This window comes from Neobacillus sp. plas4 (assembly GCF_057221695.1).
In genome coordinates, this window is the sequence record NZ_CM170152.1 from 2,274,609 (window position 1) to 2,292,598 (window position 17,990).

At 37.5% G+C, this 17,990-nt stretch carries 19 protein-coding genes and 1 other annotated feature; of the genes, 11 read left to right on the plus strand and 8 right to left on the minus strand.

Annotated features, from left to right (window positions below):
- Nucleotides 1-5: 5 nt before the first annotated feature.
- Both AC2TFD_RS11285 and AC2TFD_RS11290 read right to left on the minus strand, forming a co-directional pair.
- On the minus strand, nucleotides 6-884 hold the full coding sequence (locus tag AC2TFD_RS11285; protein WP_484675658.1) for a cupredoxin domain-containing protein: 879 nt from the start codon (nucleotides 882-884) through the stop codon (nucleotides 6-8).
- Nucleotides 885-1,021: 137 nt separating this feature from the next.
- Nucleotides 1,022-1,156 carry a hypothetical protein gene (locus AC2TFD_RS11290; protein WP_335519905.1) on the minus strand — a complete coding sequence of 45 codons (135 nt, stop codon included), beginning with the start codon at nucleotides 1,154-1,156 and terminating at the stop codon, nucleotides 1,022-1,024.
- A 161-nt stretch (nucleotides 1,157-1,317) separates the two neighbouring features.
- Nucleotides 1,318-1,538, plus strand: a binding site (T-box leader).
- Nucleotides 1,539-1,584: 46 nt separating this feature from the next.
- Here AC2TFD_RS11290 and proS point away from each other — a divergent pair.
- The 7 genes from proS (at nucleotide 1,585) to AC2TFD_RS11325 (ending at nucleotide 8,665) form a co-directional block, all read left to right on the plus strand.
- The gene (gene proS, locus AC2TFD_RS11295; protein ID WP_335568255.1) at nucleotides 1,585-3,015 is read left to right on the plus strand and encodes a proline--tRNA ligase; all 1,431 of its coding nucleotides are present in this window, start codon (nucleotides 1,585-1,587) and stop codon (nucleotides 3,013-3,015) included.
- A 126-nt stretch (nucleotides 3,016-3,141) separates the two neighbouring features.
- On the plus strand, nucleotides 3,142-3,702 hold the full coding sequence (locus AC2TFD_RS11300; RefSeq protein WP_484675659.1) for a GNAT family N-acetyltransferase: 561 nt from the start codon (nucleotides 3,142-3,144) through the stop codon (nucleotides 3,700-3,702).
- A gap of 157 nt (nucleotides 3,703-3,859) precedes the next feature.
- Nucleotides 3,860-4,525 (plus strand): vWA domain-containing protein, encoded by a 666-nt coding sequence (locus tag AC2TFD_RS11305; RefSeq protein WP_335520588.1) that lies wholly within the window; start codon nucleotides 3,860-3,862, stop codon nucleotides 4,523-4,525.
- A gap of 132 nt (nucleotides 4,526-4,657) precedes the next feature.
- Nucleotides 4,658-5,899, plus strand: a complete 1,242-nt coding sequence (gene hmpA / locus AC2TFD_RS11310) for an NO-inducible flavohemoprotein (RefSeq protein WP_484675660.1) — start codon at nucleotides 4,658-4,660, stop codon at nucleotides 5,897-5,899.
- Nucleotides 5,900-5,990: 91 nt separating this feature from the next.
- Nucleotides 5,991-6,767, plus strand: a complete 777-nt coding sequence (locus AC2TFD_RS11315) for an SGNH/GDSL hydrolase family protein (protein WP_335516498.1) — start codon at nucleotides 5,991-5,993, stop codon at nucleotides 6,765-6,767.
- A 13-nt stretch (nucleotides 6,768-6,780) separates the two neighbouring features.
- A complete protein-coding gene (locus AC2TFD_RS11320) occupies nucleotides 6,781-7,692 on the plus strand; it encodes an ABC transporter ATP-binding protein (protein WP_484675661.1) in 912 nt (303 codons plus the stop codon).
- The gene (locus AC2TFD_RS11325) at nucleotides 7,685-8,665 is read left to right on the plus strand and encodes an ABC transporter permease (RefSeq protein WP_335516504.1); all 981 of its coding nucleotides are present in this window, start codon (nucleotides 7,685-7,687) and stop codon (nucleotides 8,663-8,665) included. The genes AC2TFD_RS11320 and AC2TFD_RS11325 overlap by 8 nt, the downstream gene beginning before the upstream one ends.
- Before the next feature lie 35 nt (nucleotides 8,666-8,700).
- Here AC2TFD_RS11325 and AC2TFD_RS11330 read toward each other — a convergent pair whose 3' ends face one another.
- Both AC2TFD_RS11330 and AC2TFD_RS11335 read right to left on the minus strand, forming a co-directional pair.
- The gene (locus AC2TFD_RS11330; protein WP_335516507.1) at nucleotides 8,701-10,092 is read right to left on the minus strand and encodes a YheC/YheD family protein; all 1,392 of its coding nucleotides are present in this window, start codon (nucleotides 10,090-10,092) and stop codon (nucleotides 8,701-8,703) included.
- A gap of 222 nt (nucleotides 10,093-10,314) precedes the next feature.
- Entirely contained in the window at nucleotides 10,315-11,538 is a 1,224-nt protein-coding gene (locus tag AC2TFD_RS11335; protein WP_335515615.1) for an NAD(P)/FAD-dependent oxidoreductase, read from the minus strand.
- 285 nt (nucleotides 11,539-11,823) lie between these two features.
- Here AC2TFD_RS11335 and AC2TFD_RS11340 point away from each other — a divergent pair, with 285 nt between their 5' ends.
- Nucleotides 11,824-12,411, plus strand: coding sequence for a hypothetical protein (locus AC2TFD_RS11340; protein WP_484675662.1), 588 nt, complete (start codon nucleotides 11,824-11,826; stop codon nucleotides 12,409-12,411).
- A 62-nt stretch (nucleotides 12,412-12,473) separates the two neighbouring features.
- Here the strand turns inward: AC2TFD_RS11340 and tatA are convergent, their stop codons facing one another.
- Both tatA and AC2TFD_RS11350 read right to left on the minus strand, forming a co-directional pair.
- The gene (gene tatA / locus AC2TFD_RS11345) at nucleotides 12,474-12,689 is read right to left on the minus strand and encodes a twin-arginine translocase TatA/TatE family subunit (protein WP_335515623.1); all 216 of its coding nucleotides are present in this window, start codon (nucleotides 12,687-12,689) and stop codon (nucleotides 12,474-12,476) included.
- Between the two features lie 15 nt (nucleotides 12,690-12,704).
- Nucleotides 12,705-13,727 carry a M42 family metallopeptidase gene (locus tag AC2TFD_RS11350; protein ID WP_484676297.1) on the minus strand — a complete coding sequence of 341 codons (1,023 nt, stop codon included), beginning with the start codon at nucleotides 13,725-13,727 and terminating at the stop codon, nucleotides 12,705-12,707.
- A 234-nt stretch (nucleotides 13,728-13,961) separates the two neighbouring features.
- Here AC2TFD_RS11350 and AC2TFD_RS11355 point away from each other — a divergent pair, with 234 nt between their 5' ends.
- Nucleotides 13,962-14,276 (plus strand): hypothetical protein, encoded by a 315-nt coding sequence (locus AC2TFD_RS11355; protein WP_335515630.1) that lies wholly within the window; start codon nucleotides 13,962-13,964, stop codon nucleotides 14,274-14,276.
- Between the two features lie 64 nt (nucleotides 14,277-14,340).
- On the opposite strand, the gene corA is transcribed toward AC2TFD_RS11355, so the two are convergent.
- Entirely contained in the window at nucleotides 14,341-15,291 is a 951-nt protein-coding gene (gene corA, locus AC2TFD_RS11360) for a magnesium/cobalt transporter CorA (RefSeq protein WP_335515633.1), read from the minus strand.
- A 112-nt stretch (nucleotides 15,292-15,403) separates the two neighbouring features.
- On the opposite strand from corA, the gene AC2TFD_RS11365 reads away from it, so the two are divergent.
- Nucleotides 15,404-15,547 (plus strand): Ger(x)C family spore germination C-terminal domain-containing protein, encoded by a 144-nt coding sequence (locus AC2TFD_RS11365; RefSeq protein WP_335515636.1) that lies wholly within the window; start codon nucleotides 15,404-15,406, stop codon nucleotides 15,545-15,547.
- Between the two features lie 38 nt (nucleotides 15,548-15,585).
- Here AC2TFD_RS11365 and AC2TFD_RS11370 read toward each other — a convergent pair whose 3' ends face one another.
- Nucleotides 15,586-16,764, minus strand: coding sequence for a TIGR04053 family radical SAM/SPASM domain-containing protein (locus AC2TFD_RS11370; protein ID WP_484675663.1), 1,179 nt, complete (start codon nucleotides 16,762-16,764; stop codon nucleotides 15,586-15,588).
- A 372-nt stretch (nucleotides 16,765-17,136) separates the two neighbouring features.
- Between AC2TFD_RS11370 and AC2TFD_RS11375 the strand changes: the two genes are divergently transcribed.
- A complete protein-coding gene (locus AC2TFD_RS11375) occupies nucleotides 17,137-17,913 on the plus strand; it encodes a C40 family peptidase (RefSeq protein WP_484675664.1) in 777 nt (258 codons plus the stop codon).
- Nucleotides 17,914-17,990 lie beyond the last annotated feature (77 nt).

Consider the following 17,990-nt stretch of genomic DNA (forward strand, 5'->3'; position numbering starts at 1 on the left):
TTTGCCTATTCCACAATAACGGTGCCTTTAAACATATTCATTCCACAACTAAAGGTGTAATTACCTTCTTTATCAGGGGTAAAGGTTAACTTTGTTGTACCAGCCTTTAAATTAACATTATCTAAATCAAAATCTGGCATCATAAAGGTTGAAAAACAGCTATTATCACCAGGATTAGTGATATTTAGCTCCACCGGAACACCTTTTCTAACTTTGATAACATTTGGAGAATATCCGGTAGGTGTGATCATCATCTCGATTTTAGGACTTGCTTCCTTGGTAAGATCAAGTTCTGTTTGTTGAGGTGCAGGATTCTTTTCTTGTGCCTGAGCTGCTTGTGTTTCACCAGGAACTTTAACAAAATCACTGCTGTATAAAAATAGGAATAGTGCAATCAAAACAAGCCCGCCTGACAAAATATTAAATGGTGAAATGGCTTTTGTATCTAAGGAAAGTTTTCCATTTGTCTCTACAATAATATATAAAATTACTAGACCAAGAACAATCACATATAAACCTAGAAAAATACCTAACATAATTGTTGGATTATCAAACTGAAGGATTGCTCCAAGGAGGGCACCCATGATTCCACTCACCATTCCAGAAACGGAACCACTTAGGATGGCCAGGATACCTACAGGCTGACCAGTGATAAATCCAAGGGAAAATCCAATCAGCGTGCCCAAACCAACAGGAAGAAATAATTCTCCTGATAGAATGCCGCTAAGATAACCTGTTAATAGCCCGCCCATCATCGTAATGACGATGACTACCACAATTCCAGAAATATTGGCTAGTTTATTTTTATGGCGGTGTAATAGGTAGATAACATATCCTGTGATTAAACTGATAATAGATATTGCAAAAATGGATAATAGATACATATGAAAATCCCCTCTAAAGTTAATAAACAACATAAGTAAATTATAAATGTATATAGAAAGGATTTTTGCTGCTTTTATGAACGTTTAATGAAAACCTAGCAAAAATAAAAAAGACGTATGTAACGTCTAAAGGGGGACTACTTTTCTTTTTCAGGTTCTATTGTGTTTTTATAGATTCTCTTTAGTACTTCATTTTGCATTTTCATATAGTCAAGTAAGTATTTTTTCTCTTCCTCATCCAAGTCTTTTTCATTCGATTCTTCCTTCTTCAATGAAATCACCTCATTCTTGATTCATTTTAACCCATTCGAAGTGGAGAATAAAGATTGGATGATTGATTAGAATAAGGAAAAAAGACGAAAGTAAGAATTATATTCCAAAAACAATGTTTGACATTTAGGGAAGGTAAATATATAATTTTTTTAAAAATACTATTAAAACGTTGATGAGGATTAGTAAAATGTAAGTTGTCTTACAAAGAGAGGAAACCATTGGTGGAAGGTTTCTTAAGACAGTCATTTGAACCTGCCTCGGAGTTCTGTATCGGATCGTTTTTGTTGAAGATACATGCGGATAAAATCCGTTATCATGTCGAGAGTATAAAGCATTTGCTTTATGAATTTAGGGTGGTATCGCCAGGTCTTGGTCCCTTTTGGGGGCCAGGGCCTTTTTATATTCAAAAAAATAATGAGGTGTCAAAATGGCAAAGGAATTTGTAAAAGATGTTACCAGTATGGACGAGGATTTTGCCCAGTGGTATACAGATGTAGTAACAAAAGCAGATTTAATTGATTATTCAAGTGTACGCGGATCGATGATCATTCGCCCTTATGGATATGCGCTTTGGGATAATATAAAAAACGAACTTGACCGCCGTATCAAAGAAACAGGGCATGAAAATGTTTATATGCCATTATTTATTCCTGAAAGCTTATTGCAAAAAGAAAAAGATCATGTCGAAGGCTTTGCACCTGAAGTGGCATGGGTAACCCATGGCGGTTCTGAAGAATTGGCCGAACGCTTAGTTGTTCGTCCTACATCTGAAGTTCTTTTCTGTGAGCATTATAGCAATATTATTCATTCTTACAGAGACTTGCCAAAGCTCTATAATCAATGGGCAAACGTGGTCCGCTGGGAAAAAACTACTCGTCCATTCCTAAGGACATTAGAGTTTTTATGGCAGGAAGGTCATACAGCACACGCAACTGATGAAGAGGCAATGGAAGAAACCATTAAAATGCTGAATGTATATGCAGCAATTTGTGAAGAAATTCTGGCGATTCCAGTTGTCAAAGGACAAAAGACAGATAAAGAAAAATTTGCAGGTGCTAAGGCTACTTTTACGATTGAGAGCTTAATGCATGATGGTAAAGCTCTTCAGTCAGGAACCTCTCACCACTTTGGAACAGGTTTTGCTGAAGCATTTAATATCCAATATACCGATAAAGAAGGAAAGCTTCAGTATGTGCACCAAACATCTTGGGGCTTTACTACAAGAATTATTGGGGCATTAATTATGGTTCATGGTGATGACCGCGGGCTTGTGATTCCACCGAAGGCTGCGCCAACGCAGGTTATGATTGTGCCAATTGCCCAGCATAAAGAAGGCGTTCTTGATTTCGCTTATGATTTGAAAAAGTCCTTAGGTCAAGTTGCCCGCGTGGATATCGACGCAAGTGATAAAAAGCCAGGCTGGAAATTCAATGAATACGAAATGAAGGGGATTCCAGTTCGTTTGGAAGTTGGACCAAAAGATATTGAGAACAAGCAAGTAGTGCTAGTAAGAAGGGATACATTAGAAAAGGTTTTTGTTCCTTTGGATCAATTAGAAACAAAGCTTGTTGAATTACTCGATGATATTCAATCCAACCTATATAACAAAGCATTGAATCATCGCGAAGAGAGAACATCCGTAGCTGTAACGCTACCTGAATTAAAGGAAAAGCTTGAAGCAAAACCAGGCTTTATCAAAGCAATGTGGTGCGGAGAACTCGCTTGCGAAGAGAAAATCAAAGAAGAAACAACAGCGACATCAAGATGTATCCCATTTGAACAAGAACAGGTCTCGGATACATGCGTTTGTTGCGGTAAATCTGCTGACAAGATGGTTTATTGGGCAAAAGCATACTAATTTAAATCAGGCCCCTTCATTTTAAGAAGGGGTTATTTTTATATACGGTTTATGAAGGCCAAAACATTGGTTCACTTGAAAAAGTGGTTCTCATAAAAAGCCATAAATAACAAAGGGGGAATCAAGTTGAAACCTGCATTACTAAATTGCCCAGAGGAATTTACTTCAGAGAGACTGTTTATACGTAAGCCCATGCCAGGGGATGGAATAGCAGTGTACAAAGCAATCCAAGCCTCACTGAATGAACTAAAGCCGTGGATGCCATGGGCTCATTCCAACCAATCTGAACTGGATGTCGAGGTAAATATACGCGATAGTATTGCAAAATTTATCACACGTGAGGATTTACGATTACATATTTTCGATAAAGAAACCGGTGAATTTATCGGTTCATCCGGTCTGCATAGAATTAATTGGGATGTTCCTAAGTTTGAGATTGGTTATTGGATTGATACTCGATATTCCGGCAAAGGTTACATTACCGAAGCCACAGAGGCAATCACTAATTTTGCATTTACCGAATTAAACGCTAACCGTGTGGAAATCCGTTGTGACCCAAGAAATCTTAGAAGTCGGGCAATTCCTGAAAGATTAGGCTTTACATTAGAAGGGATATTAAAAAATGATAATCTCTCAGTTACTAGTAATGAACTTAGGGATACTTGCATCTTTGCAAAAACTAAATAATTTTGAAACACCCTTTAAAAGAGTAGAGGTGTCCAAATAGTGGGCTCCTTTTTTGTGGCCAAAATATAGGTTTATGGGAAATAGATTGAATATTACCTATAAATTACCCACTATAGTATAATTATGGAAGTAATGATTAATTGGGAGGGGATATTCTATGACGACAATTAATTTAATGAAAAAGACTGCAAGTGTTGTATTAGAAAAGAAGAAACTTACAGATGTGGTAGCAAGAGTTGGATTAATATTAGATATTTCAGGTTCGATGAGATCTTTGTATAAAAATGGAACAGTTCAAAAGGTTGTAGAGCGGATATTAGCTGTTGCCAGCCAGTTTGATGATGATGGGTCCCTTGATGTATGGGTGTATGATAATGAATTTTCGCGACTTAAATCTGTAACGGAAAGAGATTTTGTGAATTATGTTGAAGAATACATATTAAATAACGATTTAATTCACAAATTCGGTAGAAATGACGAACCACCAGTAATGGAAGATGTAATCAATAAATACACAATAGAACAACCAGCTCAGGAACCTACTTTTATTGTGTTTATCAATGATGGCGGCTGCAAGAGAACGATCAAAAAACAAATTGTTGATTCCTCTAATAAGCCAATCTTTTGGCAATTTGTTGGTATTGGTGATTCTAACTTTGAAGTACTTGAGAAATTGGATACGATGGAAGGGCGGTATATAGACAACGCAAATTTCTTCCACATTACGGATATCGAAAAAATTTCGGATGAGGAATTGTATAATAATTTACTAAATGAGTTTCCTTCATGGCTTAATGAGGCTAAAACTAAGGGAGTTCTCTAACAAAAAATGGATAGGATATAGTTCGAATTATCCAAAAATAACGAAGTGTGATTTGCATCACTTACTCCTTGTGTGATTTCTCATATAATCACTATATAAACAGTGATAAACACGACATAAGGAGTGAAAGTTATGTTAGATAAAAAAACAATCGATATCATTAAATCAACCGTACCTGTTTTAGAACAACATGGGGAAAAAATAACCACCCGTTTTTATCAATTAATGTTTGGAAATCATCCTGAATTATTAAATATCTTTAACCACGCAAACCAAAAACAAGGAAGACAACAAAAAGCATTGGCAGGAACCGTCTATGCAGCTGCTCAATATATCGATAATCTTGAAGCAATTCTACCAGTTGTAAAACAAATTGCTCATAAACACAGAAGTCTAGGTATTAAAGCAGAGCATTATCCGATTGTTGGAAAACACTTATTATTAGCGATCAAAGATGTACTTGGGGACGCAGCTACAGATGAAATTATCAATGCCTGGGCTGAGGCTTATGGAGTAATTGCGGATGCTTTTATCGGTGTAGAGGCAGAAATGTATGATGAGGCAGAAAAACAGCTAGGTGGTTGGGAAGGTTTCCGCAGCTTTGTTGTGGACCGTAAGGTAAAAGAAAGTGATGTTATTACTTCCTTCTATTTAAAACCTGAGGATAATAAGTCAATTGCTCATTTCCAGCCAGGTCAGTATATCAGTATTAAGCTTGAAATCGCTGGCGAGGAATTTACCCATATCCGTCAATATAGCTTGTCTGATGCTCCAGGCAAAGATTATTACCGCATTAGCGTAAAACGTGAAGCAGGCACAGCGAATCCAGATGGAGTTGTATCTAATTACCTTCATGAAGGTGTAAAAGAAGGGGATATCCTTAAGGTTAGTGCTCCAGCAGGGGATTTTGTGCTAGATACTGAAAAAAATACACCTGTTGTGCTCTTAAGCGGCGGGGTTGGGTTAACACCAATGCTGAGCATGTTAAAGACATTGGTTGAGGTTCAGCCTGAAAGAAAGGTCACTTTCATCCATGCTGCTGCAAATAGTAACGTCCATGCATTAAGAGCTGAAGTGGAGCAGCTGACGTCGCTTGAACATGTCAATTCATTTTACTTTTACGATTCACCGACTGAAGATGACTGGGCAAACAAAAGGTTTGATGTGGAAGGGTATGTAACCCAGGAGTGGATGGCAGAAAATCTACCTTTCCAAGACGCAGACTTTTATTTCTGTGGTCCAGTACCATTTATGTCAGCAATCAATCGTTTCCTAAAGAATTTAGGAGTAAGTGAAGATAGAATTAACTTTGAATTCTTTGGCCCAAAAGGCAATTTAGAAGAAAGTGTGAAGAAAGAACCGGTTTCCGTTTAGGAACCGGTTTTTTTTTGCGGGTTAAAAGTTTGATTCACTCTGTAATTGTGATTAAATAAAAGGTAGAAATAACCAGAAAGGATGAATCTTCTTGAATAAGAATCTCATACGGTCTGTAACCATTATATCAGTGTTTTTTTGTCTCCTTTGGCTGGTTGGACTAGGCTGGGCAGTTGGAGAATATTATGCAGGAAAACCAGATAATATCCCCGAGAAAACCAAGGTTGAAAAGAAAGTGGATGAAAAAAAGGGCTTACATATTGTTGCTCTTGGTGATTCCTTAACAAGAGGAACCGGTGATGAAACGGGTAAAGGCTATGTTGGTATCTTAATGGATGAAATAAAGGAAAAGTCAAAGAAAGAAGTTCGGTTAACGAACCTCGGCATCACCGGGCAGCGGTCAGACCAATTGAAACAACAAGTCCAGCAGGCAGAAGTTCAAAGACAAATTCAAACCGCAGATATGATTGTCGTTACGATGGGCGGCAATGATTTATTCAGAGGCGGACAAGGTTTACTAGAGTTTGAAACGGAAGACATTACAGCTGTTGAGAAAAAATTTCTTGAAAATATGAATTTTATTTTTCAACAGATCCGTAATAGTAATCCTAAAGCGAATGTTTTTTTCATTGGTTTATATAATCCCTTTAGTGATTTAGAGGAGGGGAAAGAGCTTTCTATGGTAGTCCGGCATTGGAATTATCAAAGTGCTGAACTAAGTGCAGCCTTCCCCAATATTGTGTTTGTTCCAACCTTTGATCTTTTTGAATTGAAGGTTAATGATTATCTGTATTCTGACAAGTTCCATCCTAATTCAAAAGGGTACCGTTTAATTGCTGAACGAGTGGCTTCATTGCTTACCTGGTGAGGAGATTGGCTAAATGAAGAAAATAACTTTATCTGTACATAATTTAAAAAAAGTGATTGGTAAAAAAGAAATTATAAAAGGGATTAGCTTTGATTTAAAAGAAGGAGAGGTTTTTGGATTCTTAGGACCCAATGGTGCGGGAAAAACCACAACCATCCGCATGCTGGTGGGATTAATTAAACCCACATCTGGGAAGATTCAGATTGGCGGGAATAACATTGAAGACAATTTTGAGGAAGCGATGAGGGACTTGGGTTGTATTGTTGAAAATCCTGAATTATATCCGTATTTATCTGGTTATGACAATCTGTTACATTTTGCACGGATGCTCGATGGAATTGGCGAAGAACGAATTCAAGAAGTAACTGAGCTAATGGGCCTTAAAGATAGAATTAATGATAAGGTGAAAACGTATTCCTTAGGGATGAGGCAAAGATTAGGTATTGCTCAAGCACTTCTGGGACAACCCAAAGTATTAATTCTTGATGAACCCACAAATGGATTAGATCCTGCAGGGATTAGAGAAATGCGGGAATTTATCAGATTCCTTGCTGAAGAAGAAGGACTTAGTGTTCTTGTTTCCAGCCATTTATTAAGTGAAATTCAATTACTATGCGATCGAGTCGCGATTATTTCAAGGGGAACCGTTATTCGCACGGATACCGTCCAAAGCTTGTTATCTAATAGGGAACGAGTAGTATGGCGGTTTCATCCAAGCGAAGAGGGAAAACAGATATTACGTTCTGTTACCGCCATTGAAGAAAGAGACGATGGTTCCATTTTAACGGAATACGATGAAATAAAGGCAGCAACGTGGAATAAAATGCTTGTTGAATCTGGAGTATCCGTGACAGAAATGAATCGAAAAATGCCAGTACTTGAAGATTTGTTCCTCGAGCTAACCGGGGGTGATTCGATTGAATAAACTGATTCAAAATGAAATGATGAAGCTGATTGCCAAAAAGCGCCTCATTGTGATTGCGATTATAATCGGCATACTGGTTGCTTTATTCACTTATGCTCAATATAAAGAAGTGGAAAGACAAAAAGAAAAATTGGGAACGGATGATTGGCGAACGATTATCCAACAAACTATTATTGATCAGCAAAATCGGATAAGCAGTCCGAGAATTTCAGATGAATGGAAACAACAACTGCAAATTGCCATGCAGCAAAATCAATATTATCTAGATCACGATATAAACCCATCAGAGCCTGGTGCTCCAACGTTTATGAGAATATTTTTTGAAAACTCGATTGAATTATTTATTCCGTTAATGGTCATGGTGATTGCCAGTGATATCGTGTCTTCTGAGCATAGTCAGGGATCGATTAAGCTGCTCTTGACGAGACCGGTAAAGAGGTGGAAAGTCCTCTTAAGTAAGTATATAACCCTGACCCTTGCCATCTCGTTAATTGTTGCAATCGGAGCCATCCTTTCTTACCTAATCTCCGGGTTTGTATTTGGCTATAAAGGCTTTGGAGCACCCGTTTTAACGGGTTTTAGCGTCAGTGATGCTGGATTAAATACTGCAGGTGTGAAGTTAATGGATCAATGGCTGTTTTTATTAATGGATCTTGGACTCGTATGGTTTGTGGCATTAGTTGTCGGTACTTTATCCTTTATGTTATCTGTACTGATTCGCAGTACGGCTGCAGGCATGGGTGTCATGTTAGCAGCCCTAATAGCAGGTGCCATTCTAAGCAATATGGTTTCATCTTGGGAGTCAGCAAAATATTTTTTTATGGTGAATTTAAAATTAACCAACTATATGAATGGAAACCCGCCGCCGATTGAGGGAATGACCCTATCTTTTTCGATGATGGTTCTCCTTGTATGGTGGGCTGCAGGTTTATTCGTTTCCTTTTTTGTCTTTACTAAAAAGGATGTATATTAGAACGGGAGAAGGGCTATCTCTGAAAGCGATAGCTCTTAGTTTTCCTCTGGCTGTTGTTTTCCTGCACGAATATATTCTCTTATCGTTGTCAACATCGTTTTGTCAGCCAGGTAGCGAAAGATTGATATGTCGGGAACGAGATTTGCTTCAATAAACCAAGGTTTTCCGAATGAATCAATTCCAATATCCATACCCCACATTCGGGCGTCTGGGTAAACTTTTTCTAGTTGCTTTGCAACTAACATACAAAGTCGATCCAATTCCCAAATCAGTGAATCGATATTTCTTAGATTTAAGTTGGAAGCTTCTATTGCGTCCTCTAGGCTAGTCAATGCTCTCGCCACATTTGTCACAATAAATCCAGCCGCTGCGGTTCTTGTAATTCTGCCTGTAACTACCCATTCCGAATTGACACTTTTCCGTTGAACCATCACTCTGATATCAAAGGGACAACCTTTAATTGTTGGAAGAGGGATCTTTTCTTGTAAAAGATAGGACTTTTTTGAGAGAAACCGTTCACTTATTTCCTTTAACAGTTCATTAGAATGGTCAATGGGGATGATTTTTCGCTCTGAATGGATTTCAAATGTTTGATTTTCTAACTGCGAAATCAGTGCCAAACCGCGTCCCCATTGGCTTAGATTAGGCTTAATGATGCAGCTTTTAAATTTATCAAGATATTGAAGAAGGAGGTTATCGTGATAAAAATAGGTGACAGGTAAATAGGGAAAGATTTCCTTTTCACCTCTTAACACTTGGTACCAATCCCATTTCCCGTCGGAGAATCTATACCTTATCTCATGAATCCATGGTTTCCCTAATTGATCCAGGTAAAAATCAATCATAATTAAATTGGATTTAGGAAATTTCTCCTCTAATTTTTCAGCAATTTGGATAGGAAGTTCTTCCAGTTGTAATGAAAAGTCGTTGCTAGTTTCTTGATATATTTTTTGTAAAATATCATGGGCAGGGAATATGTCCTTTACTTCATCCGTAACTGAAAATCCCTCTGTCGATATTCGTGCAACCTTTTCAGTTATAGTCCATTTAGAAGAAAGCTTTACAGCATAGACCCTTACCTCAAAGTGCTTTCCGTTCAATTTTGTACGCGGCACCGCTTGTTGGATGATAAACCTTTTACCTTCAAGTAGATTCATAACAATAAACTGATAGGCTTCTTGTGTTCCTTTTGCTATATGATTGGTACTACCCGATTCAATTTTATAGTGATGATCTTCGAGGGAAGTTACTAAAATATTTATTTTATAATCATGACAAGGACGTACATATACCGAATAGTATTTCTTTACGAACTCATAAAAACTACTTTCACTAAATAAAGCTGTTTCTGGAAGGTAAGGAGAAATACTTTTCTCTGCTATTAAGTGGGAATATTTGCTGAATTTTTCATTTATTACTTTCACCATAAATATCCCTCCTTAATAATTCTTTTTACTATTTTATTCAGAAGGGGAATAATTTGGAGGGTATGAGCCCTTAATTTGGAAAATATTATTGTGAAAAAAACCACCTTTAACTTAAAAGGTGGTTTCGTTGCCTTAATTGGGGGATTAAGACATTACTTTGGTCTAGATAAGGGATATTCTAATCAGGTAAAGGGGAGGGAGTCCTTATACCAAGGTTGAAATTTACTGATTTGCGGTTACTTTTACTGGTTCTTTGCTGAAACCAAAGTGCTGTTTAATAATAAGAGATGGACCGCCAAGATTCAATAAATAGCGTGCTTCAATTACTTGTTTCATAAAGGCGCCAAACAATCCTGACAATCTAAAGTTACCAACCTTACCAACCGCAGCAAAGTTACCAATTGATGCGACAGACCCTTTATGATGATATTCAAAAGCTTTCAAGCTTCCACCACGGATTGTGGACACGATATTTTTCGCACAAACATCCGCTTCCTGAAGGGCAACCTGCGCTGTTGGCGGTAAGGCGTTTTTTTCATCCTTCATGAATAGGGAACAGTCACCAATGCTGAAAATGTTATTCTTGCCTTTAACACGTAAGAATGAATCAACAGGGAGTTTGCCTTTTTCGATTGGCAAACTACAGTTTTGTACAATTGGATTACCTTTTACCCCGCAAGACCAGATAAGTGTCCGTGTTGGGATCTCTAGGTTGTTTTCAAGTACGACTTTCTCAGGTGTACATTCTAATATTTTGGTTGACATAAACATATCGATATTAAACTTTTTTAAGACATCTGTTGTATATTGGATAGATTCCTTAGGGAAGAACGGAATGACAGAAGGTGCAGCCTCAACCGCTGCAATTTTAACCTTTTCAAATGGAACATCGTACTTCTTACAAAGCTTTGGAATTCCTTCCACTAATTCTCCTAACATTTCCACCCCCGTAAATCCGCCTCCAGCCACCACTAAGGTAAGGCGGGATGGGTCTTTGTCTTCTTTATAAAGATTTAATTGTCTGATAATTTGATTATAAATGGCTTTGGTACTTCTAAAACTGCGAATGGCAAAGGCATGTTCTTTAATGCCAGGAATTGCAAATGTTTCAATATCGAAACCTAATGCGATTAAAAGGTAATCATATTCAACACTTTCGCCATCATCAAGGTGTACGGCTTGTTTTTGAACATCTACTGCTGTAACACTGCCTTTTTTAAAAGTTGTTTTATGGGGATCAATTAACTCTGGAATTTTCATTGCAATTTGACGATCCGCAGCAGTACCAACACCGGTTTTATGTAGTTGTGTAGTAATGTAGTGGTATTCATGTTTATTGATTAACGTAACGTCTGCTTCACCGGACTTTAGTAGCTTTTCTAATTTCTTACTGGTGATAATACCACCATAACCTGCTCCTAAAATCACAATTTTTGGTTTTCTCATAAAATCCCTCTCCTAACAATAAGTATGTTTATGTATGATTCATATTGTGAAGCATTTCACATATTACTTCAAAAAATAAGTTGTATTACCTCTAAACCTTGTGAAGTATTTCACATGTCGTTAATATTCATAGAATACAATATAGAAAATTAAATAACAAGTAGCCTTTTGTGATAAATATGTCGAATTGGTAAATTTTTTTTGACAGTCAGGGAATGATAACTAGGTGCCAAATAAAGGCTGGTTAAAGTTCAAATCAATATAAAAAGAAAGAAGGAGATTCGAATGAAGGTAAGAATAATGATAATGATGCTAGGGTTGCTTCTAGCCATGCCAGGATTCACTTCAGCAAATGTTCAGGTACCGGATGAAAATCAAAAACCTTCTGCACCAAACTCCCATGAAATAGATGGGGAGAAGGGTACAGAAGAATGCGATTGTGATGAAAAACATGAGCATATGCACAAAAACTGGCAGGAAAAAATGGCAGAACGTGAACAAAAACTGTTAACATGGGTTAATCAGTATACCCCTGATAAAAAAGAAGAATGGACAAAGGTATTATCGGAAAAAAAGGAATTACGAAATAAGTGGTTAAGTCCTGAAAATGCAACGAAGCGCGAAAAGTGGAAGCAAGAAAAAATGGAGAAAATTCAAGCATTAAAGAAACAATTAGACGAGGGTAAGATTACAAAAGAAGAATTTGTTCAAAAGGCGCATGGTGGAAAAGCGATGGGTAATTGGAAGTCATTCCACGATTTAAAAGCCGCCGTGGATACGAGAAATGATAAGCAGGCAGCGGAATTACTAAATCAATTGTTAGAACAGACAAAACAGCATAACGAAAAAATGAAGGCAATAGTAGTAGAATAACGTTTAGAATTAAATGAGGAAACTAAAAAATGCAAGCTGCCCATTCAGCTTGCATTTTTTTTTTATTTTTTAATATCGACCTTTTCCTTCTGTGCTTCCTTTAGGTCATCTTTAAATTCTTCTTTTATGTCATTGGTTATTCCATCCGTAGCACGCTTGAATTCACGTATTGATTTACCGACAGCACGACCAATTTCAGGCAGTTTATTCGGTCCAAAGATGATTAAGGCTAGAACTAGTATTAATATTAATCCAGGTACACCTATGTTTGAGAACATTAAGCAGCCTCCTATTTAGATAACTAATTTTGATTGAACGTAATAATATAAAAGATTGGCGGTATTTTCAATGGATGATTCATGTGTCCGTTCGAAAGCATGGGAGGAGTCGATCCCAGGACCTATTAAGCCGTGAACGATATCGTGACCAGACCTAATGGCTGCTGAGGCGTCCGAGCCATAAAAAGGATAGATATCAAGTTTGTATTCAATATTGTTGTCTTCAGCAAGACGTACTAAATTCTTGCGAAGTCCATAATGATACGGTCCACTTGCATCCTTCACACAGATTGATACGGTATATTCATCCGTTGACTGACCATCACCCATTGCTCCCATATCAACTGCTAAATATTCAACCGTTTCAGGTGTAATATTCGAATTTCCTCCATATCCAATTTCCTCATTATTAGAGATAAGAAAGTGGGTGGTGTATGGTAACTGGATGTTTTCATTTTTTAGTTGTTTTATTAATTGAAGTAAGATAGCTACACTGGCTTTGTCATCTAAATGACGGGATTTAATAAATCCCCTCGGTGTAACTTCTACTCGTGGGTCAAAGGATACGAAATCACCAACCTCGATGCCAAGTGCTCGAATATCCTCTGCATTATGTACCTTTTCATCAAGTCTAATTTCCATATTGTCCTGATTGCGCTCTGCTTTACCGGCGTCCTTATAAACATGGACAGAAGTTTGGCGCATTAGGATAGTCCCTGTAAATTTCTTCCCGCTGCTCGTTTCAATCTGACAGTATTCTCCTTCAATGGAGTTAAATTTAAAGCCTCCAATTAAATCAATTTTTAGTCTGCCGTTTGATTTAATTTCCTTAACCATTGCTCCAAGAGTATCTACATGTGCAGTAAGCATGCGATGCTGGCTGGAATCTTTTCCATCCAATGTTGCAATAAGACCGCCTTTACGGTTTCTCCTAGTTTCAACTTTTAAATCAGCAAGATATTTTTCAACGTAGGAAATCACTTCATTTGTATTCCCAGATGGACTCGGAATCGACACTAAATCCACCAGTAATTTCATCGTTTCCTCAGTATTCTTGATAGCCAAAGTTAAATCCCCTTTCTAAATAACACTCTTTCCTATTATAACATCTTACATATAAATCAATCGAAACAAAACTCGTCAACTTTTTCATTGTTGCTGCATAGTTTAGGTAGTGTTGAATTTTCCTTTAGGAAAGCATAAAAGCTTTATGTTTTGGGAATAAAAGGGATAATTCAAAATTATTCAACAACTTGCTAATGGAGGAGAAAAATGACCAGAATAGAACTATACCATCAAAAGAAATCGAGGCAATTTACGTGGAAGAGGCCATTTTTTTTCATTCTAACTTGTATTATCCTGACAGTAGGTTTCTTCGTGTTTCGCCACTATTATCAAAGTACGATAAAGATTGAATCACCGGAAGAAGATGTTGGCTCCCAAGTGGTGATTCACCTTCCAGATGGAAAAGAGCTATTTACCTATAAAAACTACATTTATGAAAAGGATGGAAGGACTTTTTATAAGGGAGACAGAAACATCATTGATGTAACAGGTGGAAAGGTCATTTACGAAAAATGGGAATAAAAAAGACTAGCGGGCTAGTCTTTTTTACTTTTTCAAGCTTAAAGCGAATATGGGCTCACCTTACTTATTTAAACCAACCTTTTTTCCTAAACCATAGTGACATGACAAGTACTACTAAAACCATGAGGAACAGTGTGAAAAAGTAACCATACTTCCATGTTAATTCAGGCATGTAATGAAAGTTCATCCCATATAAGCCCGCGATGAAGCTTAGTGGCATGAAAAGTGTAGTAATAACCGTAAGGACCTTCATCACATGGTTGGTTTGATGTGAATTTAAAGAAATATAACTGTCACGGATATCTGTTGCTAATTCCCGATTTGCTTCAACCATTTCGGTTAGTTTTAAGAGATGATCATGAATATCAGAGAAATATTCAATTTTTATCTTCATAACCGTCACCCGCTGGGAGTTGATGATTCGATAAATCAGATCCCTCATTGGTGTAACTGTTTGTCTCAAAGACAAGAGGTCGTGCCGTGTATCAAAAAGGTCCTCTAATAAGGCTTCCATAGACCTTCCCTTAGAATTCTCATCTATTTCATTTAAGGTATCCTCAACCTGATAGACAAGTGGAAAGTAATTGTCCACCATTTTATCTAGGACATGATATAACACTTGCGATGGACTCCAACTTTTTACCTTCGTGGAATGTAAAAATCTATTCCATACTTCCTCAATCTCAGGAGATTGGTTGTAGTGAAAGGAAACGATATAGTTCTCTGCAAGGAAAAAATCAATCTCTTCTTTTGTAATTGTGAGTGGGTTTAAAGCTTGTGTAACAAAAAAAGTATAATCCTCATAGTAGTCTAGCTTTGGGCGTTGTAATGTGAAAATACAATCCTCTATAGCCAGTGGGTGAAAGTGTAGGGGATCGCTCAAAACCTCTATTTCACTTTGTGTGGGCTGTTGAAAATCAATCCAAAACCATAAATAATTACCATTAATTAGCTCAGAGGCTTCCAGACCTTGTATCAATTGATAATCTTGATTAATTGCTATCGTTTTAATCATAAAAACACCTTTTTTCAGTTTTCTATGTTGGAAACTTAATAATATAACCTAATGATAGCGATAGTTGTTTCTTTTTTCAAAAATTGTCCACTGTTATTAGGGGATTTTCTTTTTGGGGAATAAAATGTTTGGACTGCATTATCGTGCGAGACATTTTGAAAAGAATGATTGGGAAACGTGGAAGAAGGTATATCCTCCGATTCCATTTAAAGTAAATGTGGACGTGCAAATAGAAGATACGGGATTGGTTGAATAGGGAAAGGCATTCCAATTAGTTGGAATGCCTGGTTGGTGCTAGACTGTCAGTTCAGATTTTTTTCGCATTGCTTGTGGAATATAAACACAGAATGGTTCACTTTCCATATAATCACCGGTTACGGCATAAGTTCTTGAACGGGAACCGCCGCAAATTTTGTTGAATTCACAGACACCGCATTTACCTTTATAATTTTCTGGTTGTCTTAGGTCCTTAAAAACTTTTGCTTCACGGTAAATTTCTGCTAACGGGGTATCACGAATGTTACCGCCAACGATTGGGAGCAAGCCGCTAGGCATTACATCGCCAATATGGTTAACGAAAGCAAAGCCATTTCCGTCATTAACACCTTTTGGTGCGCGTTTTAAGCCATCGTGCATGGAAGCGAAATCCGTTGTGATTGAATCTTCGTAGCGAATTTCACCTTTTTCAATGATATGGTCACGTGCTTTCTCTTGTAAAACAACACGACGGTAATGCTGAGCAGCAGTTGTCTTAATATCATAAGGAGCTGTTTTACTTAACTGATATAACCAGCGGAATACCTTTTCATGCTCGGCTGGTGTGATACATGCATCCATTTGACCTCTTCCTGTGGGAACCAGTAAGAAGATGTACCACATAACCGCACCTAGCTCTTCTACAAGTTTAGCCATTTGCTCAAGATGGTCATAATTGTAACGTGAAATAACGGTATTAATTTGCAAAGGCATTCCCAATTCATTTAAGTACTTAATTTTTTCAATAGTTAGATCGAATGATCCTGGCACACCTCGAAATTTATCGTGGATTTCTGCTGTCGGTGCGTCAAGACTCAAGCCCCAGCGTGAAAGACCAACTTCTTTAGCACGTTGCATTTTTTCTTTTGTTACATTAGGAGTGGCACTAGGAGTCATACTAACGCGCATTCCCTTTTTAACTGCGTAATCCGCAAGCTCAAACAGGTCTTCCCTCATCATACAATCTCCGCCTGAGAACACGAGCAATGGATTGTCCATTTCATAAATTTGATCAATTAAATTAATACCCTCTTCATGCGTTAACTCACGAGGATCTGGAGTCAATTGAGCATCTGCACGGCAGTGAACACACTTTAATTGACAAGCACGTGTTACTTCCCATATAACGATAAACGGGTTCACATCATAATTGATACTCTTACTCATCCCATGTGGGTGTCCCATTTTCTGTGGATGTCCTTTACTTATTCCTTGCATTATTATCACCAAGATTTCATAATATTTTTTTATCTATTTATAACCTTTAAAAATGTTTCTATAGGTTAATTATAAGTTTCTCTATTCGTCGTGGATGAAAGGATTGTTACAATATTTCATAAGGTTTGTTACAATATTTCTACATTCTATTTTCCAAAAACCACCAATATGTTTTAGCTAGAATGAGGATTAAAAGAATAATAGAGCTTTAAACCTTATTTTGAAAGGGTTTAGGTGTTTCAAGCTTATGTGAAATAAGGGTTTACATTGCTAGGGGTGGGGGATATTTCCATAACAACCAAATTTTTGTGATACAACTCAATTGGTTCTCTCCTTTATGATAGATTTATCTTAAAGAGAAGGAGAACTTCCATGAACAAACACATACTGACAGTCGCGGCAGCTGCCGGCATATTGTTTACATCTTTTGGTGGATCCGTTAGTGCTCATGAAAATGTATATACTGTTAAATCGGGTGACACCCTATGGAAAATATCTCAAGCTAATAACCTATCAGTTTCAGATTTAAAATCCTGGAATAAGCTTGCGGGCGATAACATCTATGTAAATCAGAAACTATCATTATTGGCACCGCACACGCATGAAACAGATTCTAGTTCCACGTACACAGTTCAAAGAGGAGATACGTTGTGGGGGATTTCCTCTAAGCACAAGCTGACAATTGCTCAGCTTAAGGCCCTAAATAACCTGTCTACAGACATCATTTATGTTGGACAAGTTCTAGTATTAACTGGCACAACAGCGGCGCCTGCACCCATTTCTACCGTTTCAAAAGCACAATTGGTGATCGCAGAGGCAAAGAAATATATCGGCACTCCATATTTATGGGGAGGGAATACTCCAGCCGGTTTTGATTGCAGCGGTTTCTCAAAGTATGTTTTTGAAAAGGCAGGAATCTCACTTCCGAGAACGGCAGCGACTCAATGGTCAGGTTTAAAAGCGGTAAGCACCCCAAACCCTGGTGATCTTGTATTCTTTGAAACCTATGCACCTGGTCCAACTCATTTAGGGATTTATATAGGTGATAACAAATTCATCCATGCCGGAACATCAACCGGTGTAACGATTACAGATATGAACAACCCATACTGGAAGCCTCGCTACCTAGGTGCTCGAACAGCATTTTAATAGAATAATAGAAAGTGACCTTTATCTAGCGATAAAGGTCTTTTTATTGACGGTGTTAAAGCGTGAAATTGATTTAG